This window comes from Rhizobium sp. TH135, assembly GCF_002855515.1.
GTDB lineage: Bacteria > Pseudomonadota > Alphaproteobacteria > Rhizobiales > Rhizobiaceae > Allorhizobium.
Genome location: NZ_PKRP01000005.1, coordinates 1 through 23,599, shown reverse-complemented (window position 1 = coordinate 23,599; position 23,599 = coordinate 1). Strand labels below are relative to the sequence as shown.

Here is a 23,599-nt window from a genome sequence, read left to right as displayed (position 1 = left end):
CGTCGAATACGTGTGTGGAGCGTAATATGGTAAACGAGGATTTCTGGAAGGCCGCACGGTCCAGAGAGCGGTCTTCGATCAAGACGGGCAGGACTGGGGTCCTCAACATCGCGCTGCTGTTTGGCACGGCGGCGATTGCGTTGTCGCTCGTGCTGACCCCGATGCTCGCCTCCAAGACCGATCGCAAGGCCCTGGCTTTCCAGCCGGACGAGTTCGACATGATGACCACCGGGTCTATCCCGAAGGACGATAGCGGCAAGCGATACACCATCCGCCGCAGCGTGCTTCAGGAAACTCCGGGTTCCGTCTGCATCATCGACGGCTACGGCTCCGGCCAGGCCTGCTAACCCAATCGTGGCCGGGGCGGGGGGCAACCATCTCGGGTCCAGACCATCAGGAGCGAGAATGCGTCTCTTCCGTCAGTTGATGTCCGACCTGCGTGGTGCAACCGCGATCGAGTATGGGCTGATTGCAGCCATCATGAGCGTCGCCCTGATTAGCGGCTATGGTGCCCTCACCGGCTCGCTGCTGGGCACGCTCAACACCGTGGAAACCCACATCACCAACGCCAACAAGTAATCTAAGCCGTCAGGACTGATCGGACCGCTTGGTCGGATCGAGAGCGTCGGCAAGGCGCATCTTGGCCGATCCCGGCTTGAGCGGCTTTTGCTGGCTCTCGTGCGGAGCCCAGCCGGACAGGAAGACGATCGAGAAGGTGGCGCGGATGCGTCCATCCGGGTCGGAGAACCGTTCGGCATAGAGTTCGGCGGCCCGCAGGAAGAAGCGGCGCGACACGGGGCGGCGACTTCTGCCCTTCAGCGGGTTTGCCATGCCCATGGCCTTCAGATCCCGCATCAGCGCAAAGATATGATCGTAGCGAACTGTGAAGCTTTCCTCGTCGATGACGGGAAGGGCAAAACCTGCACGCTGCAGCAGGGAGCCGATATCCCTGATGTCGGCGAAAGGCACGACGCGGGGGCTCGCGCCGCCATAGATTTCCGTTTCGGCCGCAAGAAGCACCTCGCGCAATTCGGACAGCGTGCCGGCCCCCGGGATTGCGGCCAGCAGCAGGCCGTCCGGCTTCAGCGCCCTGCGCATCTGGATCAGCATGCCGGGCGTGTCATTGGTCAGATGCAGCGAGAGCGGCGAGAGGATGAGGTTCACGGACTGCGGCTCGAGCGGGACGCTCTCGAAATTCGTGACCGCGACAGGCTGGTCCGCTTCACCGAAGCCTGCATGGGTTTCGATGCGCTGCAGCCTTTCGATCTTGCCGGTTGCCATCGCGGCCCTTGCGGTGAGGCCGGTTGCGCCGAAGAGTTCGACAGCGTTCTCGAACCGGCGCTCGACGATGGCCAGGCGGTCGGCGAGTTCACGCGCCGTCAGTTCCAGCAGAAAATCGCTGCCGGCCGCATTGCGGGCGAGCGCCCGTTCCCGGTTCCGGGCAATCAGGGCTTCGTCGAAAAGCTCGTTCATGGGGTATTCCTGGTTTTCGGCCTGAATTCGGCAAGATTTCCGGCATTGGCCGAACGCCGTGACGGGCGTAAAGTCGATGCATGTGGGCTCATTTAGTGCAGAAAAGCGCATCCGTCAGCCGGCATCATGCCGCGACGATGCTGCGTGGGCTTTTTCATCTGATCTATCCGCCCGCCTGCGCCCATTGCCATGCCCATGTCGCCAGCCACCACGCTCTTTGCCCCCGGTGCTGGGGCGAGATGCGGCTGATCGAGAAACCCTATTGCCCTGTTCTCGGTCTGCCCTTCGCGCATGATCCCGGGGAGGGCATGGTGTCGCCGCAGGCGATTGCGCATCCGCCTGTCTTCGACCGACTGCGGTCGGTTGCGCTGCATGAGGGCGTGGCGCGGCACCTGGTGCATGATCTCAAATACCGGGATCGCGTCGACCTTGCGCCGATGATGGCGGGATGGATGGTGCGCGCGGCATCCGCGGAGATCGCGGCGGCGGATGCCATCCTTTCCGTGCCGCTGCATCGGATGCGGATATTCCGCCGGATGTTCAACCAGTCCGCCGAGCTTGCGCGGCATGTGGCGCGGCTATCGGACAAGCCGTTTGTGCCTGAGGCGCTTATGCGCCGCAAACGTACGCAGCAACAGGTGGGGCTGACGGCAAACCAGCGCTCGCTCAATGTGCGTGGTGCCTTCAGCGTGCCGGAGGGATGCGAGGATCTCGTCTTCGGCAAGAGGCTGGTTCTGGTCGATGACGTCTACACCACTGGGGCGACGGTGAGTGCCGCGACGACTGCCCTGAAAAAGGCAGGGGCTGCGGATGTCACTATTTTGACCTTTGCAAGGGCCCTTGCCGGGCCTATATGAGGGGTCCAATTCCTTGTCCCACCGATGCTTTCCGGCGGAGTACCCCATGGCTGACGTCACGATCTACACACGGCAATTCTGCGGCTATTGCGCCAGCGCGAAGGCACTGCTCGACGGTAAGGGCGTCGCCTATGTCGAGCATGATGCCACCGGCAAGCCTGACCTGCGCGAGGAAATGATCGCGAAGTCCGGCCGCAATACCTTCCCGCAGATCTTCATCGGCAGCCAGCATGTCGGGGGTTGCGACGACCTGCATGCACTCGACCGGGCCGGCAAGCTCGATCCCCTTCTTTCTCGTTAAGGACAGACCCCATGGTGTTCAAGGCCGCTGCCGTCCAGATGTGCTCCGGGGTCGATCCGGAGAAGAATGCAGAGAGCATGGCGCGGCTGGTGCGCGAGGCTCGTCGTCGCGGTGCGATCTATGTCCAGACGCCCGAAATGACCGGTGCCGTGCAGAAGGATCGTGCGGGTCTTGCGGCGGTTCTGCGTGACGAGGAAACCGATCTGATCGTCAAAAAGGCTTCGGAGCTTGCCAAGGAGCTCGGCATCCATTTGCATGTCGGCTCGACCGCCATCAAGCTGGCCGACGGCAAGATTGCCAACCGTGCTTTCCTGTTCGGACCCGACGGCCACAAGATCACGTCCTACGACAAGATCCACATGTTCGACGTCGACCTCGACAATGGCGAGAGCTGGCGCGAGAGTGCGGTCTATCGCCCCGGCGAACGGGCCGTGGTCGCGGATCTTCCCTTCGGCAAGCTCGGCTTTGGCGTCTGCTACGACGTGCGCTTCCCGCATCTCTTCCGGGCCGAGGCCATGGCGGGGGCGGAGATCCTGACGACGCCGGCGGCCTTCACCAAGCAGACCGGCGAGGCGCATTGGGAGATCCTGCTGCGGGCGCGCGCGATCGAAAACGGCGCCTATGTCATTTCGGCTGCCCAGGCGGGCGTGCATGAGGATGGGCGTGAGACTTTCGGGCATTCGATGATCGTGGGGCCCTGGGGCAAGGTGCTGGCGTCTGCCGGCGGTGCGGGCGAGGACGTCGTGGTGGCCGAGATCGATCTCGAAGCGGTCAAAGCCTGCCGGGCGAAAATCCCGAACCTCAAGAATGGCCGCGATTTCCAGCTCGACATTGCGCCGGTTCTTGCTAAGGGAGGCGTCACGGTTTGATCCGCTATTCCCTGTCCTGCGAGAAGGCCCATGAATTCGAAGGCTGGTTCTCGGAGAGCGCCGAATTCGACCGACAGAAGGCGTCCGGTTATCTCACCTGCCCGATCTGCGGGTCTGGCGAGGTGTCGAAGGTCCTGATGGCACCTGCGGTCTCGACCGCGCGGCAGAAGGACGAAACGCAGGCGTTGGCGGTCTCGGAGGTGCAGAAGCAGGCCTTCGTGAAGCTCAAGGAAGCGATCCGCGAGATCCGCGCGAGCAGCGAGGATGTGGGCGAGAAATTTCCCGAGGAAGCCCGCAAGATCCATTACGGCGAGGCGGAAGCCCGCGGCATTATCGGCCAGGCTTCGCCCGTCGAGGTGAAGTCGCTGATCGAGGAAGGCATCGAGATCGCGCCTTTGCCGGTCCTGCCTGACGATGTGAATTGAGCGTCGGTTCCCATCACCTTGCGATCTACAATTTCGGCATCCATGTCGACGCCTCCGATAGTGCTGCGGTGCGGGGCTTCGTCCTACGTGAGCCGATGAATTTTGCGGCGGCAGAACGTGCGGCAGGTTTTGTCGCAAGGTCCGGATACAAGGGTGTTCCGGGACCGCGCAGCTGGGGTCCTCTCGTCTTTCCCCGCTTTCTCGCTGAGCATGGCGACGGAGCCGGCGTGTCGTCGCTCTCGCTCTGGCAGGACATCGAGAGTCTGATGGCGTTTACCTATACCGGCGTGCATGCAGACGCCCTCAAGCACGCTCGCAGCTGGAATATGGTGCAGGAATGGCCGCCGCTTGTGCTCTTCTGGATGCCTGCTGGCAGGAGACCAGACTGGGAGGAGGCCGTAAAGCGGTTCGAGATGTTGGCCGATCACGGCCCCACGCCGGAGGCCTTCAGCTTCAAGTCCGCCTTTGGTCCCGATGGAAGCGCGCTGATCGTCGATCGGGCACGGGTGAAGGCGCTTGCGGCAAAAAATGCGACCGGGCAGGCCGACCTGCTTGCAGTGGTCAAGACCTTGCCCGTTTAGACGATTGTCAGCCCTTGAAACCGTCGGCGTCGAGATAGACCTGTTCTTCAGGCGTTGTCTCGCGGCCGAGGGCTGCGTTGCGATGCGGGAAACGGCCGAAGCGCTCGATCAGTTCGAGGTGCACGATCGCCCATTTCAGCGGCTCTGCATCGCCCGTCTCGTCGCGGTGTTTCTCGAAGAGGGAAATGCTGAACTTCTGGTCTTCAAGCTCTTCCGAATGCTCGAAGGGCAGATAGAAGAAGGGGCGCAGGATCGGCTCGACCTTGACGTCGAAACCCTTGTCGAGCGCGCGACGGGCCGTGGCGCGGGCCAACGGATCGGTGGCATAGGAATGGCCGCTGCCGCGAAAGAGGTTGCGCGGGAACTGGTCGAGCAGGAGGAGCAGCGCGAGCGTTCCCTCCGGCGTCTTCTCCCATTCCGAGAGGGCGCAGCACGAGGCCTGGAAATGCAGGTCGGCATATTCCGCCTGAATTTCGGCATCCAGGGCTTCATTGCGGGAGAACCAGGCTTCCGGGCCGTGGCGCAGCCAGCAATCGATGACGGCCTGTGGCGAGGTCATGCCGTCTGGCCCGGGCGGCTGGCGAGCATCATGTAGTTCACGTCGATATCGGCCGAGAGGTTCCACTGGTTCTGCAGCGGATTGAAGAAGACGCCCTTGCGCTCGAGGATCTGCATGCCGCTTGCCGACAGCGGGCGCTCGATTTCTTCCGGACGGACCAGCTTTTCATATTGGTGGGTGCCGCGCGGCAGCCAGCGAAGCACGTATTCGGCGCCGACGATCGCAAGCGCGGCTGCCTTCAAGGTGCGGTTGATGGTGGAAACCAGCATCAGGCCGCCGGGGCGGACCATCGAGGCGCAGGTCGAGAGGAAGAAATCGACGTCGGCGACGTGTTCAACGACTTCCATGTTAAGCACGATGTCGAAGGTTTCACCCTGGGCTGCCAGTTCCTCGGCCGTGACGGCGCGGTAATCGACCTCGACGCCGCTCTGGGCCGAGTGGGTCATGGCGATCTTGATGTTCTTTTCGGACGCGTCGGCCCCGAGCACGCTCGCACCCATGCGGGCGACGGGTTCGGAGAGCAAACCGCCACCACAGCCGATATCTAGGATGCGAAGGCCTTCGAGCGGGCGGGCGCTTCTGGGATCGCGGCCGTAATGCTCGACGACCTTGTCCCTGATGTAGGCGAGACGCACGGGGTTGATCTTGTGCAACGGCTTGAATTTGCCGGTCGGGTCCCACCATTCCGCGGCCATGGCGGAGAAGCGGTCGACTTCTGACTGATCAATGGTGGTGCGTGCCTCTGCACTCATGACGGAACCTCCTGCGGCGATGGCCATGAAGTCGTCCCGATGGCTTGCAAAGTCAAGGGCATGGACGTCGCAGGTGGGGCAGGAGTGGGAACCTCGGGAGGGGCCAGACGTTGAAAGGCGAACCGCAGCCCTCGCGGGCGATCGGTGAACAGGAGTTTGAAGACCATGAAGAAGATGTGGATCATCGCGGCGCTTGCCGCATCTGCGGGCGCCCTACCGGCCGTTGCCGAGGCGGCTACGGCCTTCTCGACCGCCAATGTCAACATGCGGTCCGGGCCGAGCACACGCTATCCTGCCGTGATCGTGGTGCCCGCTGGAACGCGCGTCAATATCCAGGGCTGTATGTCGAGCGCCAACTGGTGCGATGTCTCTTTCGCGGGTTACCGTGGATGGGTTTCGGGATCGTATCTGCAGACGACCTATTCGCAGCGCCGCGTGGCGGTCGGGCCGCGGTACTACCGCCCGCTCGGCATTCCGACCGTGACCTTCAGTATTGGCCGTTACTGGGACGATCACTACCGCGGCCGCGCCTTCTACCGCGATCGCGATCGCTGGCGGGATGGTGATGGCTGGCGCGACGATCGTCGCGACCGGGACCGCGACCGCCGGGTCGACAACGACAGACGCGGCCGCGACGATGATCGCCGGGTGCGTCGCGATATCGAGCGGCAGGACGAACCGGGACGGCTTCCGTTGAGGAGCATGATGCGAGAGCGCTGCGAACGAGATCCAAGCGCCTGCCGCTAAACTCGTTTTTTTTGGAAATGTAGAACGAGGGGGCGAATTGCCCCCTCGTTTCGCGTTCAGCGTGACATCCGCCGGTCCAGTCCGTCGACAATACGTTTGGCGAGCGCAGGATAGTCGCCGTCAAAGTGGTGCCCGCCCTTGATGCCGATCGTCTCGACCGGGCCACCGACCAGATCTTTGCAGGCGTCGTCTTCTTCGTCCGTGCCGAACATGCATTGAACGCGTGCGGGCTCTATCTTCCCAACATCTCTCAGGGGATCGGCGCTGCCGGTCCCGCTGCTGCCGAGCCAGCCTGACACCGAGACCTCATAGTCGGCTTGGTGGGAGAGGGCGAGCAGGCTCACCTGTGCGACGCGCGACTTTAGCTTGTCCGGTAGCCCGTTATAGGCCGCGGGCAGGATGTCGGCGCCGAAGGAATAGCCGATCAGAATTACATGCTTCACCTTCCAGCGCTTCTCGTAGGTATGGATGATGGTGGAGAGATCCTCGCTCGTCTGTTCGGGCGTCTTCTTCGACCAGAAGTAACGGAGCGAATCCACGCCGACGACGGGGATGCCGGCGGCCTGCAGATTGGTGCCGACCTGGCTGTCGAGATCGCGCCAGCCGCCATCGCCCGAATAAATCACCGCCATGGTATCGCGAGAGGGCGTCGCGTCCAGAACGGTCAGCGGCAGGCCGAGCGGGGTTTCTGCGGCATTGGTCGCCGCGACCAGTTCGTTGATCGTGTCGGAAAAGGCCTTGTCCGTATCCGTGTCGATGTCGCGCTGGTCGATGTCCGGATGGCTCTCCAGGAGGTCAGTGACATGGGCGCGGGCATCGGCCTTGGCAGCGGGGCTGAAGAGAACGGTCGCTGGATCAGGCAGGTCACCCGGTGTGAGGCCGTAGAGCATCCTGTCACCATCGACCTTCTTCTCAGCCGGTGTGCAAAACTGTTTGGTGAGCGGGATGCCGGCTTCCGGGTCGAGGGCAAGCGTCTGGCCGATTGTGGCTTTTGGGGTCTGGGCAAGGATGGCGAGCGCGAGCGCGCCGCCTTCGCCGCGACCAGCGACGATGGGCGGGAGGAAGTTCGCATTACCGGCCTTGCGCTGCAGCTGGTGACCGAGCGCCTCGATATCGGAGACTGTGTAGATGCAATCGCCTTTGTCGGCAGACAGCGAGGCCATGTATTTCGGCGTGTCGATGCCAACGACGATCGCGCCGTTTGCCTGCAGGCGCTCGGCTTCCTTCTGGTCGGCATCCTGCCAACCCGGTGCGTCAGACAGCAGCACGACGAGCGATTGCGGATCTCTTTCGGGCAAGAGTGTGACCGGCGAGGGGATCATGCCGGTGTCGAGCGGCGGGTCTTCGGCATGTGCCGGACCGGGCGCGATGGTGGGCGATAACAAGGCAAGAAGGGGAAGTGCGAGCAGCGTCGCGCGGAGGGAGGACTTCATTTCTTCACCACGCCTTTCAGGCCGCCGCCGATCAGAAGGGTCGCGTCGAGCAGGGCCAATACGGGATTGAGACCGCCGGCGACCGCAAGATAACGCGGCTGCCAGTCGGGATGGAACTTGGATTTGAAAGCGCGGAGGCCCTTGAAATTGTAATAGCGTTCGCCGTGTTCATAGAAAGTGTTGGCGACGCGATCCCAGACGGGCGCGACCTCGCGGCGTGACAGGCCAGACAGCGGCGCCATGCCGAGGTTGAAATGGCGATAGCCCTGGTCGCGGAGGGTCGTCATCAGGCGCACGAACAAGAAATCCATCGCGCCTTTCGGGGCATCGGGGGCGAAGCGCATGAGGTCGATCGATGCCTCCTCGCGCGTGTCCGTCAGCAGAATGTCGGCAAAGGCGACGATGCGGCCCTCGTGGCGCAGGACGGCGACCGGTTGGGCTATCATGTAGGTGTCGGTAAAGGCGCCGAGCGAAAAGCCCTTCTCCTTCGCCCGGTGATGGTCGAGCCAGGCATCGGAGATGTGGCGCAGGTCGTCGAGGATATCAGCGACTTTTTCCGTCGGGATGATCTCGAAGGTGAGGCCGTCCCGCTCGCCCTTGGCGGCAGCCTGGCGCAGGCCAGACCATTTGCCACCCTTAAGGTCGAAAAGTTCAAGGTCGACCACCGCCATTTCGCCGAGCTTGAAGGCCTTCATGCCGGCATCGGCGATGACGGGCAGGATGGCGGGCGAGGCCTGGTAGAAGACGGCGCGGCATCCGCTTGCACGCGCGGTTTCGACGAATTGCCAGACGAGCTCGTCACGCGAGGCTTTTGGCCCGACGGGATCGAGGAAGGCAATCAGGGAACGACCCTGGCGGCCATACATCAGGAAGGCTTCGCCATCGGGTGAGGTCATCACCGACTTGTCGCCGGTGCGCACTAGATTGGCGTCTGCCACATCGTGGCGGTCGAGAATGGCGACGGCCTGTGCCAGTTCTTGCTCGCTTGCCGGGCGGATTGCCGGAGCTGCCGGGCGCATGAGGCTGAAGAGGCCGACACCCATGGCGACGACGGTGAGGCCGAGCATGGCGCGAAGCGAGCGCGGCGCCTCGGCATCGAAGGCGAACTGCCACCAGAGCGTATGGCTGTATTCGACGTCGCGGTAGACGAAGAGGAGGACGATGGCCGCACCGCCGATCAGGACGGCAACGGCGAGCAGCCAGGAGGAGGTGAGGGTCCGGCCGAGAGACGCCTTGCGGTGAAAGAGGCGGCGGCTCGGGATGAGGCCGATGACGAGGATGGCAAGCAGGGCCGCTTCGTAGACGGCAACCGCCTTGGCGAGCGAAAGCACAAGGGCAAGCACTGCTATGAAGAGCGCTCCCCACCAGGCGCCGTCCAGGCGCTGGGCAAGGCCGCGGGCGAGGATGACGAGCATCAGGCCGAGGATGCTGGCGAGGAAATGGGCGCCTTCGACCACGGGAAGCGGCAGGAACCCAGCGAGGAGGTCGAGGTTGTCGCTTGGGGTCGGGGTGACGCTCGACAGGACCAGTATGGCGCCGAGGACGAAAGCGAGCGCGGACAGCAGTGTCGGCGCGAGGCGTCCGGCCGTTCTGGCGACGCCTGTTGCAAGCGGGCTCGACGACAGCTGGCGAAGTTCGGTTGCCGTGACCACGAGGATCGCGATGACCAGCGGGAGGACATAATAGATGGCGCGGTAGGCGACGAGCGAGGCAAGCAGCGCGTCGTTTGGAACCTGCGAGCCGAGAGCAGCGAGCATCACGGCCTCGAAGACGCCAAGGCCGGCGGGCACGTGGCTGACGATGCCGATGCCGATGGCGACTGCATAGACCGCGAAGAAGGCGGGCCAGGATATCTGCGCTTCTGCGGGCAACAGGGCGTAGAGGACAGATGCCGAGAAGGCGACATCGAGCACAGTCACCAGGAATTGCCGCGAGAGCGTGCCGGTATCGGGAAGGCGGAGTGTGCGGCCGGCAATCGTCAGCCCGTTTCGGCTGGCAATGCCGAGAAGCAGCAGGATCGAGAGCAGGATGACGGTGCTCACGGTCGCGAGCGTCGCCGAGGAGATCCCAAGCAGCGGCGCAATTTCCCCGGCCATAGGGATCAAGCTGCATGTGGTCAGGAGCGCGAGGCCGACCGAGAAGGACACGGTGACGAAGGCGATGATGCGGCCGATTTCGTCAGGCGAAAGGCCGGCGCGGGCATAGGCACGGTAGCGGATCGCCCCGCCCGACAAGGCGCCGAAGCCTGCGACATTGCCCACGGCATAGGCGCTGAAGGCGGTAAGCGCCACCTCCGGCCAGGGGCGCTTGCGACCGATATGGGCAAGCGCGTTCAGGTCGTAGAAGCAGAGGGTAATGAAGCTCAGGCCTGTGAAAAGGACGGCGAGCGCGATCGAGGAGGAATTCGTTGATGCCAGTGCGCGGAGGACATCGGCATAGGTGACTTCCTCCGTCAGCTGGTAGACGGCATAACCGACGGCGGCAAAGACGATGAGTGCCGCAATTGCCGCGATCGACTTTGCATGTCTCTTGAGGAAGGAGGGCGGCGGGAGAGTGTCGCTCAGGGCAGTCTCGGGGAATGCGTCAGCTGCTTTCATGACACCCTATCCGGTATCCTTCGACGAAAACGAGACGATCCGGCCTCCCAGTCCGGGCGTCGCCTCATGGTTGGCGCTCGAATTCGATCCAAATTAAGGCAGTGTTCCCTCGGGACAGAGGCGTGGAAAAATCCGCGCCATGGCGTACCGTTTGAGGGCTAAGTGGCCGTTGCGCCCCTTGGCCAGATAGACTAAAAGCCCGGCAACCTGAGGCTTATCCGCCCAGGCCGGTATTTCTGTGCCGGGGTCCCGGCGTCATTCAAGGGCATATGGTTCAAGTCTATGGCTCGCATCGTCATGAAATTCGGCGGGACATCCGTCGCCAATCTGGATCGCATCTATAACGTCGCGCGCCATGTGAAACGCGAAGTCGATGCGGGTCACGAAGTGGCCGTTGTTGTCTCGGCCATGTCCGGCAAGACGAACGAGCTGGTCGACTGGGTGCAAAACATGCCTAAGGTCGCCGGTGCCGCTTCGCCTTTCTACGATGCGCGCGAATACGACGCCGTCGTCGCCTCGGGCGAACAGGTGACTGCCGGCCTGCTGGCGATCGCGCTCCAGTCGATGGATATCAATGCCCGCTCCTGGCAGGGCTGGCAGATCCCGATCAAGACCGACAACGCTCATGGCGCTGCCCGTATCCAGGAGATCGACGGCACCGAGATCATTCGCCGCATGAGCGAAGGCCAGGTGGCTGTCGTTGCCGGTTTCCAGGGCATCGGCCCTGACAATCGTATCGCGACGCTCGGTCGTGGCGGCTCGGATACCTCGGCCGTGGCGATTGCCGCTGGCGTGAAGGCTGACCGCTGCGACATCTATACTGACGTTGACGGCGTCTATACGACCGACCCGCGCATCGAGCCCAAGGCGCGTCGCCTGAAGAAGATCGCTTTCGAGGAAATGCTCGAAATGGCATCGCTCGGCGCCAAGGTGCTGCAGGTCCGCTCCGTCGAACTCGCCATGGTGCACAAGGTCCGCACCTTCGTGCGCTCCAGCTTTGAAGATCCCGATGCGCCGGGCATGGGCGATCTGATGAACCCGCCCGGTACGTTGATTTGCGATGAGGAAGAGATCGTGGAACAGGAAGTCGTCACCGGTATTGCCTATGCCAAGGATGAAGCCCAGATTTCGCTGCGCCGCCTGGCCGACCGGCCAGGCGTGTCGGCTGCGATCTTCGGACCGCTCGCCGAGTCCCACATCAATGTCGACATGATCGTCCAGAACATCTCGGAAGATGGTTCGAAGACCGACATGACCTTCACGGTGCCCTCTGGCGACGTGGACAAGGCGCTCGCCGTTCTCGGCTCCAACAAGGAGAAGATCGGCTTCGACGTCGTCCAGAGCGAAAAGGGTCTGGTCAAGGTTTCCGTCATCGGCATCGGCATGCGCAGCCATGCGGGTGTTGCTGCAACGGCCTTCCGGGCGCTTGCCGAGAAGGGCATCAACATCAAGGCGATCACGACTTCGGAGATCAAGATCTCCATCCTGATCGACGGTCCCTATGCCGAGCTTGCGGTTCGGACTTTGCATTCCTGCTACGGTCTGGATAAGAATTGATTCCTGAGAGCGGACACGCGTGACCCGACCCCTGAAAAGGTAAGGGTAACAATCCGCTGACCAATGGGAAGTGGAGCAAAAACGCGATGAGAGACCTTTCTGCGGGTCCCCGCGTCCTCCTCAAGCGGCTGCGCGAACTGATGGCGGAGCCGCTCGAGCCGCAGGAGCGACTTGATCGGATCGTTCGCCAGATTGCGAACAACATGGTCGCAGAGGTGTGCTCCGCCTATGTCCTCCGCTCCGACGGCGTTCTGGAACTCTATGCCACCGAAGGTCTGAACAAGGACGCGGTCCACCTGGCCCAGCTTAAGATGGGCCAGGGTCTTGTCGGTACGATCGCGGCCTCTGCCCAGTCTCTCAATCTTTCGGATGCCCAGGCGCATCCGGCCTTCCGCTACCTGCCGGAAACCGGCGAAGAGATCTACCACTCCTTCCTCGGTGTGCCGATCCTGCGTGCCGGTCGAAGCCTCGGCGTTCTCGTCGTGCAGAACAAGGCGCAGCGTAATTATCGCGAGGACGAGCTCGAAGCGCTCGAGACGACCGCGATGGTGCTCGCCGAGATGATCGCCACCGGCGAACTCAAGAAGATTACCCGACCCGGCCTCGAACTCGACCTGACGCGACCCGTCTCGATTGACGGGGACAGTTATTCCGAAGGCATCGGCCTCGGTTATGTCGTGCTGCACGAGCCGCGCATCGTCGTCACCAATCTCCTGAACGAAGACAGCGAGACGGAAATTCGCCGGCTGGCCGATGCGCTGGGTTCGCTGCGTATTTCGATCGACGACATGCTGTCGCGGCGTGAAGTCTCCATGGAAGGCGAGCATCGCGACGTGCTCGAAACCTACCGCATGTTTGCCCATGACCAGGGCTGGGTGCGGCGCATGGAAGAGGCGATCCATAACGGCCTCACAGCAGAAGCAGCCGTCGAGAAGGTGCAGAGCGACACCAAGGCGCGCATGATGCGCCTGACAGATCCCTATCTGCGCGAGCGGATGCACGACTTCGACGATCTGGCGAACCGCTTGTTGCGCCAGCTCACCGGCTTTTCGCCGCATAGTGCAGCCGAAGGGTTTCCGAACGACGCGATCGTCTTTGCGCGCGCCATGGGGGCCGCCGAACTTCTCGATTATCCGCGTGCGAACCTGCGCGGTCTGGTGCTCGAAGAAGGGGCTGTGACCAGCCACGTCGTGATCGTTGCGCGTGCCATGGGCATTGCGGTCGTCGGTCAGGCGGCGGGTGCCGTGGCGCTTGCCGAAAACGGCGATCCCGTCATCATCGACGGTGACGACGGCAAGGTGCATGTGCGTCCGGTCGCCGATCTGCAGAAGGCCTATGAGGAAAAGGTCAAGCTCAGGGCGAAGCGGCAGGAACAGTTCCGCGCGCTGCGCGATGTCGAACCTGTTACCAAGGACGGGCATCGGATCAAGCTGCAGATGAATGCCGGTCTGCTTGTCGACCTGCCGCAGCTAGCCGATTCCGGTGCCGATGGCATCGGGCTGTTCCGGACCGAATTGCAGTTCATGATCTCCTCGACCATGCCGAAGGGCGAGGAGCAGGAGAGCTTCTACCGCAATGTGCTCAAGCAGGCGGCTGGGCGCCCGGTGACTTTCCGGACACTTGATATCGGTGGGGACAAGGTCGTTCCCTATTTCCGCTCTCAGGAAGAAGAGAACCCGGCGCTTGGCTGGCGGGCGATCCGCCTGTCGCTTGATCGCCCCGGCCTGCTGCGCACCCAGTTGAGGGCCCTGCTCAAGGCGGCCTCCGGCGCCGAGCTCAAGATGATGCTGCCGATGGTGACGGAGGTATCGGAGATCCGTCAGGTGCGTGAACTGATGCAGAAGGAGATCCAGCATATCTCCAAGTTCGGCCATCAGTTGCCGAAAAAGCTGCAGTTCGGCGCGATGCTCGAAGTGCCGGCGCTGCTCTGGCAGCTCGACGAGCTGATGGACGAGGTGGATTTCGTCTCGGTCGGGTCGAATGACCTGTTCCAGTTCGCGATGGCGGTGGACCGTGGCAATGCGCGCGTGTCCGATCGTTTCGACGTGCTCGGGCGGCCGTTCCTCCGGATCCTCCGGGACATCGTGCGTGCCGGAGAGCGGAACAAGACGCCGGTGACGCTGTGCGGGGAGATGGCGTCGAAGCCGCTTTCGGCGATGGCGCTGCTCGGGATCGGCTTCCGCTCGATCTCGATGTCACCGACGGCAATCGGTCCGGTCAAGGCGATGCTGCTCGGTCTGGATATCAGTCGGTTGTCCGAGGTTCTGACGGCTGCGCTTGACGACGACACCCCGGGCGTGTCAGTGCGCGACCTGCTCGTCCGCCATGCGGAAGAGCACAATATCCCCGTCTGACTTTGACGACTGATTCTGGCGACTGACCTGGAGTAAAGGGTGGCGAAGCTTCCTGTCGAGAAAATGCGCGAACTCGAACGCCGCTTCGGCGAGATCGAGGCGCGAATGTCGGCGGGACCGGCAGCCGATGTCTATGTGAAGCTCGCCTCCGAGTATTCCGAGCTTGAGCCGGTCGTGAAGAAGATCCGCGAATACCAGGCTGCGATCGACGAGGCCGACGGCTTGCGCGCCATGCTTTCCGACAAGGCGACGGACCGCGAGATGCGCGATCTCGCCGAGATGGAGTTGCCCGAAATCGAAAGCCGGATCGAGGCGCTTGAAGGCGAGATGCAGATCCTGCTCCTGCCGAAGGATGCCGCCGACGAGAAGAGCGCCATCCTGGAAATCCGGGCAGGAACCGGCGGCTCGGAAGCGGCCCTCTTTGCCGGTGATCTCTTTCGCATGTACGAGCGCTTTGCCTCGACCAAGGGCTGGAAGGTGGAGGTGCTCTCCGCCAGCGAAGGCGAGGCCGGCGGTTACAAGGAAATCATCGCGACGATCAGTGGGCGGGGCGTGTTCTCCAAGCTGAAATTCGAATCCGGCGTTCACCGCGTTCAGCGCGTGCCGGAAACGGAGGCGAGCGGGCGCATTCATACGTCTGCGGCAACCGTTGCCGTTCTGCCGGAAGCCGAAGACATCGACATCGAGATCAAGCCCGAGGATATCCGGATCGATACGATGCGCGCGTCGGGTGCGGGTGGCCAGCACGTCAACACCACGGACTCGGCCGTGCGCATCACACATCTGCCGACGGGGCTGATCGTGACGTCCTCGGAGAAGTCCCAGCACCAGAACCGCGCCAAGGCGATGCAGGTTCTGCGTTCCAGGCTCTACGACATCGAGCGGCAGAAGCTGGATAGCGAACGGTCGGCGAACCGCAAGAGCCAGGTCGGCTCGGGCGACCGGTCGGAGCGCATCCGCACTTATAATTTCCCGCAGGGGCGCGTGACCGATCACCGGATCAACCTGACGCTCTACAAGCTTGACCGGATGATCGAAGGCGATCTCGACGAAATGCTCGATGCGCTGATTTCCGACTATCAGGCCGGGCAGCTGGCGCAACTCGGCGAAAACCAGTGAGTGGCGTGGCGCCATCCGCGAGGTTGCTGATGGCCGAGGCACGACGGCGCTTCGAGGCCGCCGGGCTTGCCGACCCGGCAACCGATGCCCGGGTGCTGATCAGCGGTCTTTTGGACCTGAGTCCGACGGCCCTTCTGCTGGATGGCGACAAGCCGGTGGCTGCAGACCTCGCGGCACGTGTCGAGGAGGCGATCGTCCGGCGGCTCGCGCGGGAGCCGGTCTATCGCATTCTCGGACGTCGGGACTTTTATGGTCTCGACCTCGCGCTATCCGAGGGCACGCTGGAGCCGAGACCGGATACCGAAATCCTCGTTGACGTGATCCTGCCACATCTCCGGACTATGATCTCTGCAGGTATGAAGCCAAAGATCGTCGATCTCGGGACGGGCACCGGAGCGATTGCTCTTGCCCTGCTTCAGGAATGCCCGGAGGCCGAGGCCATGGGTATCGATATCTCAGAGGATGCGTTGAAGACGGCTGCGGCCAATGCCGAGCGCAACGGGCTCTCGTCGCGTTTCACGACACGAGCGGGCCCATGGTTTGAAAGGACATCCGAGCGTTTCGACATCATCATCTCCAATCCGCCTTATATCCCGAGCGATGTGGTGGTGGGGCTGGAGCCCGAGGTGACGAATTTCGATCCGATGGCTGCGCTTGACGGTGGCCCGGATGGGCTTGAGGCCTATCGTGCCATCGCGGCAGAGGCGCTGGAGCATCTCGAAGATCATGGGCTGGTTGGCCTGGAAATCGGTTTCGACCAGCGGGATGACGTGACGCAAATCTTTGAAGAGGCTGGATTTTCTCTTCTCGAAGAACGTCGCGACTATGGTGGTAACGACCGTGTTCTGGTGTTTGCACCAACGCTTAATTAGGCCCTTTGCTGCGCCTGCTAAGGATAATTGCAGGAAAGCCAGAAAAAGGCTTGGTTTTCCGAATGAAGCGTAATAGTTTGCGGGCACGCAACGGGCGGCGGGGAAAGAACGAAGATTCGTTCGCGACTAGGCCGGCTTCGAAAAAGTTCGCTGTCGAACTCCGCGAAGCACGACTGGACCGATGCGTAACTCAGTAAACTCGACTTTCACCAGCGGCGAGCAAGGCGAGAGCGCGGTCTGTCGGCGGCGCGCATAGACTTGGTCCGGTTCAACCAGAGCCAATGACGTTGCCCTTTATCAGCACAACAAAGACATTCAGGTGAAGCATCTATGAGGCCAGGACAGCAAAACAAGCGTGGTCGGGGGCGTAACAACAATGGCGGCGGCGGTGGCGGCGGCGGTGGAAACAACAATTTCAACCGCAAGGGCCAGAACCCGCTTACCCGGACCTATGACAGCTCCGGCCCAGATGTGAAGATCCGCGGCACCGCCCAGCATATCGCCGAGAAGTATTCCACGCTCGCTCGCGACGCCCAGAGCGCCGGCGACCGCGTCATGGCGGAAAACTACCTGCAGCACGCCGAGCACTATAACCGCATCATCGCGGCCGCTCAGTCGCAGATGCAGGAGCGCTTCCAGCGTGACGACCGCGATGGCGGCGACGATCGCCAGGATTACAACGAACGGGACGGCGAAGACTTCGACGGCTCGGACGACAATTCCGGCCAGAGCAATGATCGCGGCAACCAGCAGGCGCCGCAGCATCAGCAGCCGCAGCAGCACAATCGCTCGCAGCAGAACGAGCGCCGCGAGCGTCAGCCTCAGCCGCAACCCCAGGCGCAGCCGCAGCCTGAGATCGCCGGTACCGGTCCGCAGCCCGTGCTTGAAGACATGCCGGCCGAAGCCGTAGCCGCTGCTGCCGAAAGCGCGGCGGAAGCCAGCGGCGAGCGCCAGCCGCGCCGCCGCAATGCCGGTAACCGTCCGCGCCGTCAGCCGCGCCGCAGCGCTGGTGGTGACGAGGGTGGTGAAGGTGGTGACAATGGCGAAGGTGGCGAAGCGCCCGCTCTCGCCGACGTGACTTCCGAATGAGCTTTTCCGGCTCCATTTGACGATTGCAAAACTCCGGGCTCCCACCCGGAGTTTTTCGTTTATCTGCCTCTTTAAAGGGCAAAATCCCGCTCCCATATCTCGGTCGAGGGAGCGGTTTCCGCTCCGGGGTCCGCCGCTTTCGGGGGCCTCATCCACACCATCCGATTTGTGCCGATTGCGGGCAGGGCGGAGACAAGGGAGAGTGACGATGAATATCGAGAAATATTCCGAACGCGTGCGCGGTTTTCTGCAATCGGCGCAGACTTACGCCCTGTCGGAGGGGCATCAGCAATTCACACCCGAACATGTGCTCAAGGTTCTGCTCGATGACGAGCAGGGCATGGCTTCCTCGCTGATCAGCCGTGCGGGCGGTGATGCCAAGGCCGTGCGCATTGCCAATGATGCAGCCCTTGCCAAGTTGCCGAAGGTCTCTGGCGGCAATGGCCAGGTCTATCTGGCCCAGCCGCTCGCCAAGGTGTTTTCGACGGCGGAAGACGCCGCGAAGAAGGCCGGTGACAGTTTCGTCACCGTCGAACGTCTGCTGCTGGCGCTTGCGATCGAATCCTCCGCTTCCACATCCGCCTCGCTCAAGAAGGGCGGAGTGACCGCGAACGCGCTGAACCAGGTGATCAACGAGGTCCGCAAGGGCCGGACAGCTGACGGCGCCAATGCCGAAGCGGGCTTCGACGCCTTGAAGAAATATGCCCGCGACCTGACGGCCGAGGCGCGCGAGGGCCGGCTCGATCCGGTCATCGGTCGTGACGACGAGATCCGTCGCACGATCCAGGTCCTGTCGCGCCGGACCAAGAACAATCCGGTCCTGATCGGTGAACCCGGCGTCGGCAAGACGGCGATTGCCGAGGGCCTTGCGCTGCGCATCATCAATGGCGACGTGCCGGAAAGCCTGAAGGACAAGAAGCTGATGGCGCTCGACATGGGCGCTCTGATTGCCGGTGCCAAGTATCGCGGCGAGTTCGAGGAGCGGCTGAAGGCCGTTCTCAACGAAGTGCAGGCTGAAAACGGCGAGATCATCCTGTTCATCGACGAAATGCACACGCTTGTTGGTGCCGGTAAGGCCGATGGCGCCATGGATGCATCGAACCTGTTGAAGCCGGCGCTTGCCCGCGGCGAGCTGCACTGCGTCGGGGCAACCACGCTCGACGAATACCGCAAGCATGTCGAGAAGGATGCGGCGCTTGCCCGGCGCTTCCAGCCTGTGATGGTCGAAGAGCCGACGGTCGAGGACACGATCTCGATCCTGCGCGGTCTCAAGGAAAAATACGAGCAGCATCACAAGGTGCGGATCTCGGATTCGGCGCTGGTTGCGGCTGCGACCCTGTCGAACCGCTACATCACCGACCGCTTCCTGCCCGACAAGGCCATCGACCTGATGGACGAGGCCGCATCGCGGCTCAGGATGCAGGTGGATTCGAAGCCGGAAGAGCTCGACGAACTCGATCGCCGCATCATCCAGCTGAAAATCGAGCGCGAAGCCCTGAAGAAGGAAACCGACGCGGCCTCTGCCGACCGGCTGAACCGCCTGGAAACCGAACTCACCTCGCTCGAGGAAGAGGCGGATGCGCTCACGGCCCGCTGGCAGGCGGAAAAGCAAAAGCTGGGCCTTGCCGCTGACCTCAAAAAGCAGCTGGATGAAGCCCGCAACGAGCTTGCGATCGCGCAGCGCCAGGGTGAATTCCAGCGGGCCGGCGAGCTCGCCTATGGCATGATCCCGAAGCTCGAAAAGGAGCTGGTCGCCGCTGAAGCCCAGGACGGTTCGGGTGCTGCCAACATGGTGCAGGAAGTCGTCACACCTGACGGTATTGCCCATGTCGTTTCCCGCTGGACCGGGATCCCGGTCGACAAGATGCTGGAAGGCGAGCGCGACAAGCTGCTTCGGATGGAAGACGATCTGGCGAAGTCGGTGGTCGGGCAGGGCGATGCGGTGCAGGCCGTGTCGCGGGCGGTTCGTCGTGCGCGTGCGGGGCTGCAGGATCCGAACCGGCCGATCGGCTCGTTCATCTTCCTCGGTCCGACCGGGGTCGGCAAGACCGAGCTCACCAAGTCGCTTGCCCGTTTCCTCTTCGACGACGAGACGGCGATGGTTCGGCTCGACATGTCGGAATTCATGGAGAAGCATTCGGTCTCCCGGCTGATTGGGGCACCTCCGGGCTATGTCGGCTATGAGGAAGGTGGCGCGCTCACGGAAGCAGTGCGGCGCAAGCCCTATCAGGTGGTGCTGTTCGACGAGATCGAGAAGGCGCATCCCGACGTGTTCAACGTACTCCTGCAGGTGCTCGACGACGGTCGCCTGACGGATGGTCAGGGTCGCACCGTCGACTTCAAGAACACGATCATCATCATGACCTCGAACCTCGGGGCCGATTACCTGACCAGCCTCGGCGAGGATCAGGATGTCGACCAGGTTCGCGACCAGGTGATGGATGTTGTGAAGGCCTCGTTCCGGCCGGAATTCCTCAACCGCGTCGACGAGATCATTCTCTTCCACCGGCTGCGTCGCTCGGAAATGGGTGCGATCGTCGATATCCAGATGAAGCGGCTTCTCTCGCTTCTGGCGGAGCGCAAGATCCGCATCGATCTGGCACCGGATGCCCGGAGCTGGCTCGCCGACAAGGGCTATGATCCCGTGTATGGCGCTCGCCCCTTGAAGCGGGTGATCCAGAAATACCTGCAGGATCCGCTCGCCGAGCAGATCCTGTCGGGTCAGGTGCTCGACGGTTCCGATGTGACGATCGAGGCCGGCAGCGACCGGCTGCTGATCTCGCCCAAGGCCTCGGTGAGTGCCGCAGCCTGAAAGCTTTGACAGATGAAGGAAAGGGCGGCTCCCCCCGAGCCGCCCTTTTTCATGGCCGTTTGGGCCGTCACATTCCGCGCCGACCGAAGATCGGTTTCGTCCCCGCTTGTCGCCCCCGTGTCGATGCTTCCTCGCTATGTCTCGGAGTGGACCTCACCGCGGCTGCGTCTTCGCTTCGGATCATCGCAGCGCGCCGATCTAGAAGGGCGGATTTGTAATCGAGCGGGTCCGGCGGTTCTGATGTGTGAGAGTCCTCCCCTGGCATCAGCAGCAGGAAAAACCCGAAAACTGCCTGCAGGGCGATCGTCAGTCCTGCCAGCACCGTGCCGATATCCGTATCCTTCATCGTTTCCTTGCCGATATGCGCCATGGAATAGACGATCGTGAAGGCCAGTATGACAAGAAGCGGGCTGAGACCGATGTCACGGATGCGCGCCGCCTGCAGGCTGAGGGCCATCCAGAGCAGCGCGAGGCCGGCCAAGGCGAGGGTTGCAATCGCGCCCGCTCCTGCGCCATTTCCCATCGATACCACGCCCAGGAGCAAAATGCCGCCGCCGACCAGATGGGTCAAGACGCCTGCCAGCAAATACTGAAGCCTGTTGAGGCGGCCTCCGAACATGAAAAGTGCTTCGATCATATCCAATCCCTGCTTAAAAATTGCAGGGAAGGACATCATACAACTGCTGAGCTTTGATGAAGCGGACGGCTCGAATTTGATTCAAGTTTGGCGCCATCGGCGCTAGCGGCTTGCCACCTGGGCCGGGCGGCCGCCGCTTTCGAGCAGGGTGTCGATGCGCTGACGTTCCTGCTGGAAGCTCGCCAGCACCTCGCCTTCGAGTGCCTTGCCGCCGGGCAGGCGCACCTTCATCGCATCGACCTTGGTGCCGTTGACGATCAGCTCGTAATGCAGGTGCGATCCGGTGGAGGAGCCGGTCGAGCCGACGAAGCCGATGACCTGACCCTGCTTGACCTTGGCGCCCGGGACGATGCCCTTGGCGATGCCGCTCTGGTGATTGTAGGAGGTGACGTAACCATTGGCATGGCGGATGAGGGTCTGATTGCCGTAGCCGGAGGCCCAGCCGGCCTTCTCGACCACGCCGTTGCCCGAAGCGATGATCGGCGTGCCGCGGGGCGCTGCCCAGTCGACGCCGGTATGCATGCGGGAATAGCCGAGGATCGGATGGCGGCGCATGCCAAAGCCTGAGGTGAAGCGGCCATTCGGCACGGGGTTGCGTAGCAGGAACTGTCGGATCGATTTGCCGTTCTCGTCGAAATAGTCGATCGAGCCGTCTTCCGGATCCTGGAAGCGATAGAACTGGGTGATCGTGTCGCCGAAGCGTGCGCGGACATAAAGCAGTTCGGACTCGTCGGTCGCCATACCCTGGTCGTCGGTGACCGAAAAGACGGCTTCGAGCATGTCGGACGGCTTCAGCTGCGCCTGGAAGTCGACATTGGCGGCGAGCAGCCGAATGACCTGGCCCGTCAGGTCCTGGTTCATGCCATAGGAAAGTGCGGCCCGGTAGATACCGTCATAGACGCGCGGCAGGTCTCGGCCCGACATCATCGCCGGCTGGGAATTGTCGAAGGCGCCGGCGATCGCATCGAGTGCCGGGGGCGCCGCACCCTCGACCAGGCGGCCTGCATCATTGACGGCCAGCGTCGCGACATGTTCGGTGCGATGGTAAAGCGAGAAACGAACGAGCCGGACCTCTTCGCCGCGCTGCAAAAGACCGACCCGGATGATATCACCCTCAACGAGACCTTCACCCTTCATGAAGGGCGCGAGTGCCTTGCCGACATCTTCCGCCTTGGAGGCTGGATAGCCGGCCGCCGTCATGAGCGTAGCAACCGACTGGGGCCGGCGCGCGGGCAGGATGTCGTCGGCATATTCCGGCGTCATCGGCGTGATGATCTCCGGCTCTGCGAGGCTCATGTTTTCCTCGACGATGCGTGCGGTCATGCCGGTGGCCAGATCGAGCCCCGTATCCTCGGTGTCGAAGCGACGCGGGTCGATGTAATAGAGGGCGGCAACCTGCGTGTTGCCGTCGGTCAGCACCGATCCGTTCGAGCGGACATTCTCCTCGACCTCGTCGAAGGTCATCTCGCCAGCGAGCGGCTTGTCCGGGATGCTCGGGAAGGGGGTCGACTTCAGGATGACTTCCGACTCTACGTCAGAGCCGTAGAGAGAGCCGGTCCTGTTGGCGACCGGCGGTGTGGCTTCGTCGGTGGCGAAGATGGAAAGAGGATCAAAGCGCGGATAGCGCTCCTGATTGGCATAGTCTGCGGCCAGCACCATCTTCACATGGGCGAAGGGCAGCTTGCGCACCACTTCGCGCTCGCCATCCTTGAAGACGGTCGGCACGTCGAGGATCGCCTTGTCGACCGGGCGGGCTGCGATCTTCGGGCCGAAGATGCGGGAACCGCGGATGGTCTCTTCTGCTGCAGTCTGCGCAGCATCCGGCGGGGTGACGGCAAAGGCTTCGGCCGGGATTGCCAATTGCTGGCGCCCATCCAGCGCTGCAAACAGGGCGACACCCATGAGGATGCAGGAGGTGATGCCAGTCAGGAAGGTGCCGGACAGCCAGCGCAGCGAGATTTCGCGGCGATCGGGCGCGCGAAGGCCATCCGCCAGGATCGGAGGCTCGCCACCGAGCGAACGGATCAGGTCGCGGTCTGTTGTCATGCCGGCTTGCTGTCTGTGGCCGAGGCGCAGGGCGCCTGCCTGTTGGTCGACTGGATCACGTCTTTTGTGTCTCATGTTTTGGCCCGAGCCGTCAAATCGGCGGGCCATGGCCCTCTTATGCGCAGGCAAATATGGAATTAGCGCGGCACGCGCGCGTACACACACGTGAAGGAGGACTGCGAGCACGCCCGAGGGCTGATGCAAGCACCCTTTCACGGGCCAAGTTGGGCTGAAATCCAGACCAATAGGCGCGGCCAAAATGAAGCGCGCAGGAAAACTGTTGTTTTTCAATGCCATGTCGATTTTCTGGAATTTTATCGAAGAAGGCTGTTGACTGCTCGGAGAAGCGAATCTATACATCCGCTCACTGACGAGGGCGGCGGCGCTGCTAGCGACGAAGCCCTTCGCTCTAGAGAAAACCTTCGAAATTGGCTGGATTGCTGATTTATTGCCCGACTTTAGGGTTGGGTGGCAGGGATTTTTGACGGGTTTTGATCCGTCTGTTTTTTGACAATTGAA

The 23,599-nt window shown here is 62.5% G+C and carries 21 protein-coding genes; 14 read left to right on the top strand and 7 right to left on the bottom strand.

All coding sequences use genetic code 11. The annotated features are described in order from the left end of the window. Positions 1-26 precede the first annotated feature (26 nt). Both C0V73_RS15285 and C0V73_RS15280 read left to right on the top strand, forming a co-directional pair. The gene (locus C0V73_RS15285) at positions 27-347 is read left to right on the top strand and encodes a hypothetical protein (RefSeq protein ID WP_102020878.1); all 321 of its coding nucleotides are present in this window, start codon (positions 27-29) and stop codon (positions 345-347) included. A 58-nt stretch (positions 348-405) separates the two neighbouring features. After that, complete coding sequence (locus C0V73_RS15280; RefSeq protein ID WP_102020877.1) at positions 406-579, top strand: Flp family type IVb pilin; 174 nt, start codon at positions 406-408, stop codon at positions 577-579. A 9-nt stretch (positions 580-588) separates the two neighbouring features. Here C0V73_RS15280 and C0V73_RS15275 read toward each other — a convergent pair whose 3' ends face one another. After that, complete coding sequence (locus tag C0V73_RS15275; protein ID WP_102020876.1) at positions 589-1,473, bottom strand: methyltransferase domain-containing protein; 885 nt, start codon at positions 1,471-1,473, stop codon at positions 589-591. 137 nt (positions 1,474-1,610) lie between these two features. Here C0V73_RS15275 and C0V73_RS15270 point away from each other — a divergent pair, with 137 nt between their 5' ends. Genes C0V73_RS15270 through C0V73_RS15250 form a run of 5 tightly spaced genes read left to right on the top strand, consistent with a single transcriptional unit; the run spans position 1,611 to position 4,506 of the window. Further along, complete coding sequence (locus C0V73_RS15270) at positions 1,611-2,330, top strand: ComF family protein (RefSeq protein ID WP_245408011.1); 720 nt, start codon at positions 1,611-1,613, stop codon at positions 2,328-2,330. Between the two features lie 46 nt (positions 2,331-2,376). Continuing rightward, positions 2,377-2,631, top strand: coding sequence for a glutaredoxin 3 (grxC, locus tag C0V73_RS15265; RefSeq protein WP_102020874.1), 255 nt, complete (start codon positions 2,377-2,379; stop codon positions 2,629-2,631). 11 nt (positions 2,632-2,642) lie between these two features. Then, positions 2,643-3,500 (top strand): carbon-nitrogen hydrolase family protein, encoded by an 858-nt coding sequence (locus C0V73_RS15260; protein WP_102020873.1) that lies wholly within the window; start codon positions 2,643-2,645, stop codon positions 3,498-3,500. Beyond that, positions 3,497-3,925, top strand: coding sequence for a DUF1178 family protein (locus tag C0V73_RS15255; protein WP_102020872.1), 429 nt, complete (start codon positions 3,497-3,499; stop codon positions 3,923-3,925). Before C0V73_RS15260 ends, C0V73_RS15255 begins: the two co-directional genes overlap by 4 nt. Next, a complete protein-coding gene (locus tag C0V73_RS15250; protein WP_102020871.1) occupies positions 3,922-4,506 on the top strand; it encodes a DUF3291 domain-containing protein in 585 nt (194 codons plus the stop codon). Before C0V73_RS15255 ends, C0V73_RS15250 begins: the two co-directional genes overlap by 4 nt. Positions 4,507-4,513: 7 nt before the next feature. Here C0V73_RS15250 and C0V73_RS15245 read toward each other — a convergent pair whose 3' ends face one another. Further along, positions 4,514-5,065, bottom strand: a complete 552-nt coding sequence (locus C0V73_RS15245; RefSeq protein ID WP_102020870.1) for a DUF924 family protein — start codon at positions 5,063-5,065, stop codon at positions 4,514-4,516. Continuing rightward, positions 5,062-5,817: a bifunctional 2-polyprenyl-6-hydroxyphenol methylase/3-demethylubiquinol 3-O-methyltransferase UbiG gene (ubiG, locus tag C0V73_RS15240; protein WP_102021243.1), complete on the bottom strand. Its 756-nt coding sequence runs from the start codon at positions 5,815-5,817 to the stop codon at positions 5,062-5,064. The genes C0V73_RS15245 and ubiG overlap by 4 nt, the downstream gene beginning before the upstream one ends. Before the next feature lie 165 nt (positions 5,818-5,982). On the opposite strand from ubiG, the gene C0V73_RS15235 reads away from it, so the two are divergent. Then, positions 5,983-6,564 (top strand): SH3 domain-containing protein, encoded by a 582-nt coding sequence (locus C0V73_RS15235; RefSeq protein WP_102020869.1) that lies wholly within the window; start codon positions 5,983-5,985, stop codon positions 6,562-6,564. A 56-nt stretch (positions 6,565-6,620) separates the two neighbouring features. Here the strand turns inward: C0V73_RS15235 and C0V73_RS15230 are convergent, their stop codons facing one another. Then, entirely contained in the window at positions 6,621-7,997 is a 1,377-nt protein-coding gene (locus C0V73_RS15230) for an AcvB/VirJ family lysyl-phosphatidylglycerol hydrolase (RefSeq protein ID WP_102020868.1), read from the bottom strand. Next, the gene (gene mprF / locus C0V73_RS15225; protein WP_102020867.1) at positions 7,994-10,594 is read right to left on the bottom strand and encodes a bifunctional lysylphosphatidylglycerol flippase/synthetase MprF; all 2,601 of its coding nucleotides are present in this window, start codon (positions 10,592-10,594) and stop codon (positions 7,994-7,996) included. Before mprF ends, C0V73_RS15230 begins: the two co-directional genes overlap by 4 nt. A 282-nt stretch (positions 10,595-10,876) precedes the next feature. Here mprF and C0V73_RS15220 point away from each other — a divergent pair, with 282 nt between their 5' ends. From C0V73_RS15220 to clpB, 6 genes are all read left to right on the top strand, one after another. Then, the gene (locus tag C0V73_RS15220) at positions 10,877-12,151 is read left to right on the top strand and encodes an aspartate kinase (RefSeq protein ID WP_102020866.1); all 1,275 of its coding nucleotides are present in this window, start codon (positions 10,877-10,879) and stop codon (positions 12,149-12,151) included. Positions 12,152-12,237: 86 nt separating this feature from the next. After that, on the top strand, positions 12,238-14,505 hold the full coding sequence (ptsP, locus tag C0V73_RS15215) for a phosphoenolpyruvate--protein phosphotransferase (protein ID WP_102020865.1): 2,268 nt from the start codon (positions 12,238-12,240) through the stop codon (positions 14,503-14,505). A gap of 39 nt (positions 14,506-14,544) precedes the next feature. Further along, positions 14,545-15,624, top strand: a complete 1,080-nt coding sequence (prfA, locus tag C0V73_RS15210) for a peptide chain release factor 1 (protein WP_102020864.1) — start codon at positions 14,545-14,547, stop codon at positions 15,622-15,624. A gap of 29 nt (positions 15,625-15,653) precedes the next feature. Beyond that, the gene (prmC, locus tag C0V73_RS15205; RefSeq protein WP_102020863.1) at positions 15,654-16,496 is read left to right on the top strand and encodes a peptide chain release factor N(5)-glutamine methyltransferase; all 843 of its coding nucleotides are present in this window, start codon (positions 15,654-15,656) and stop codon (positions 16,494-16,496) included. A 330-nt stretch (positions 16,497-16,826) separates the two neighbouring features. Further along, positions 16,827-17,585, top strand: coding sequence for a DUF4167 domain-containing protein (locus C0V73_RS15200; protein WP_102020862.1), 759 nt, complete (start codon positions 16,827-16,829; stop codon positions 17,583-17,585). A gap of 208 nt (positions 17,586-17,793) precedes the next feature. Beyond that, on the top strand, positions 17,794-20,397 hold the full coding sequence (gene clpB / locus C0V73_RS15195) for an ATP-dependent chaperone ClpB (RefSeq protein WP_102020861.1): 2,604 nt from the start codon (positions 17,794-17,796) through the stop codon (positions 20,395-20,397). Positions 20,398-20,464: 67 nt separating this feature from the next. Here the strand turns inward: clpB and C0V73_RS15190 are convergent, their stop codons facing one another. After that, the gene (locus tag C0V73_RS15190) at positions 20,465-21,034 is read right to left on the bottom strand and encodes a DUF805 domain-containing protein (protein ID WP_102020860.1); all 570 of its coding nucleotides are present in this window, start codon (positions 21,032-21,034) and stop codon (positions 20,465-20,467) included. 102 nt (positions 21,035-21,136) lie between these two features. Next, a complete protein-coding gene (locus tag C0V73_RS15185) occupies positions 21,137-23,080 on the bottom strand; it encodes a M23 family metallopeptidase (RefSeq protein WP_102020859.1) in 1,944 nt (647 codons plus the stop codon). Between the last annotated feature and the right edge of the window lie 519 nt (positions 23,081-23,599).

What these genes read in the sequence shown, in the direction of transcription:
- C0V73_RS15285 (WP_102020878.1), top strand. Translation starts at nt 27, where the DNA reads ATGGTAAACGAGGATTTCTGGAAGGCCGCACGGTCCAGAGAGCGGTCT.
- C0V73_RS15280 (WP_102020877.1), top strand. Translation starts at nt 406, where the DNA reads ATGCGTCTCTTCCGTCAGTTGATGTCCGACCTGCGTGGTGCAACCGCG.
- C0V73_RS15275 (WP_102020876.1), bottom strand. Translation starts at nt 1,473, where the DNA reads ATGAACGAGCTTTTCGACGAAGCCCTGATTGCCCGGAACCGGGAACGG.
- C0V73_RS15270 (WP_245408011.1), top strand. Translation starts at nt 1,611, where the DNA reads ATGCTGCGTGGGCTTTTTCATCTGATCTATCCGCCCGCCTGCGCCCAT.
- grxC (WP_102020874.1), top strand. Translation starts at nt 2,377, where the DNA reads ATGGCTGACGTCACGATCTACACACGGCAATTCTGCGGCTATTGCGCC.
- C0V73_RS15260 (WP_102020873.1), top strand. Translation starts at nt 2,643, where the DNA reads ATGGTGTTCAAGGCCGCTGCCGTCCAGATGTGCTCCGGGGTCGATCCG.
- C0V73_RS15245 (WP_102020870.1), bottom strand. Translation starts at nt 5,065, where the DNA reads ATGACCTCGCCACAGGCCGTCATCGATTGCTGGCTGCGCCACGGCCCG.
- ubiG (WP_102021243.1), bottom strand. Translation starts at nt 5,817, where the DNA reads ATGAGTGCAGAGGCACGCACCACCATTGATCAGTCAGAAGTCGACCGC.
- C0V73_RS15235 (WP_102020869.1), top strand. Translation starts at nt 5,983, where the DNA reads ATGAAGAAGATGTGGATCATCGCGGCGCTTGCCGCATCTGCGGGCGCC.
- C0V73_RS15230 (WP_102020868.1), bottom strand. Translation starts at nt 7,997, where the DNA reads ATGAAGTCCTCCCTCCGCGCGACGCTGCTCGCACTTCCCCTTCTTGCC.
- mprF (WP_102020867.1), bottom strand. Translation starts at nt 10,594, where the DNA reads ATGAAAGCAGCTGACGCATTCCCCGAGACTGCCCTGAGCGACACTCTC.
- C0V73_RS15220 (WP_102020866.1), top strand. Translation starts at nt 10,877, where the DNA reads ATGGCTCGCATCGTCATGAAATTCGGCGGGACATCCGTCGCCAATCTG.
- ptsP (WP_102020865.1), top strand. Translation starts at nt 12,238, where the DNA reads ATGAGAGACCTTTCTGCGGGTCCCCGCGTCCTCCTCAAGCGGCTGCGC.
- prmC (WP_102020863.1), top strand. Translation starts at nt 15,654, where the DNA reads ATGGCCGAGGCACGACGGCGCTTCGAGGCCGCCGGGCTTGCCGACCCG.
- C0V73_RS15200 (WP_102020862.1), top strand. Translation starts at nt 16,827, where the DNA reads ATGAGGCCAGGACAGCAAAACAAGCGTGGTCGGGGGCGTAACAACAAT.
- clpB (WP_102020861.1), top strand. Translation starts at nt 17,794, where the DNA reads ATGAATATCGAGAAATATTCCGAACGCGTGCGCGGTTTTCTGCAATCG.
- C0V73_RS15190 (WP_102020860.1), bottom strand. Translation starts at nt 21,034, where the DNA reads ATGATCGAAGCACTTTTCATGTTCGGAGGCCGCCTCAACAGGCTTCAG.
- C0V73_RS15185 (WP_102020859.1), bottom strand. Translation starts at nt 23,080, where the DNA reads ATGACAACAGACCGCGACCTGATCCGTTCGCTCGGTGGCGAGCCTCCG.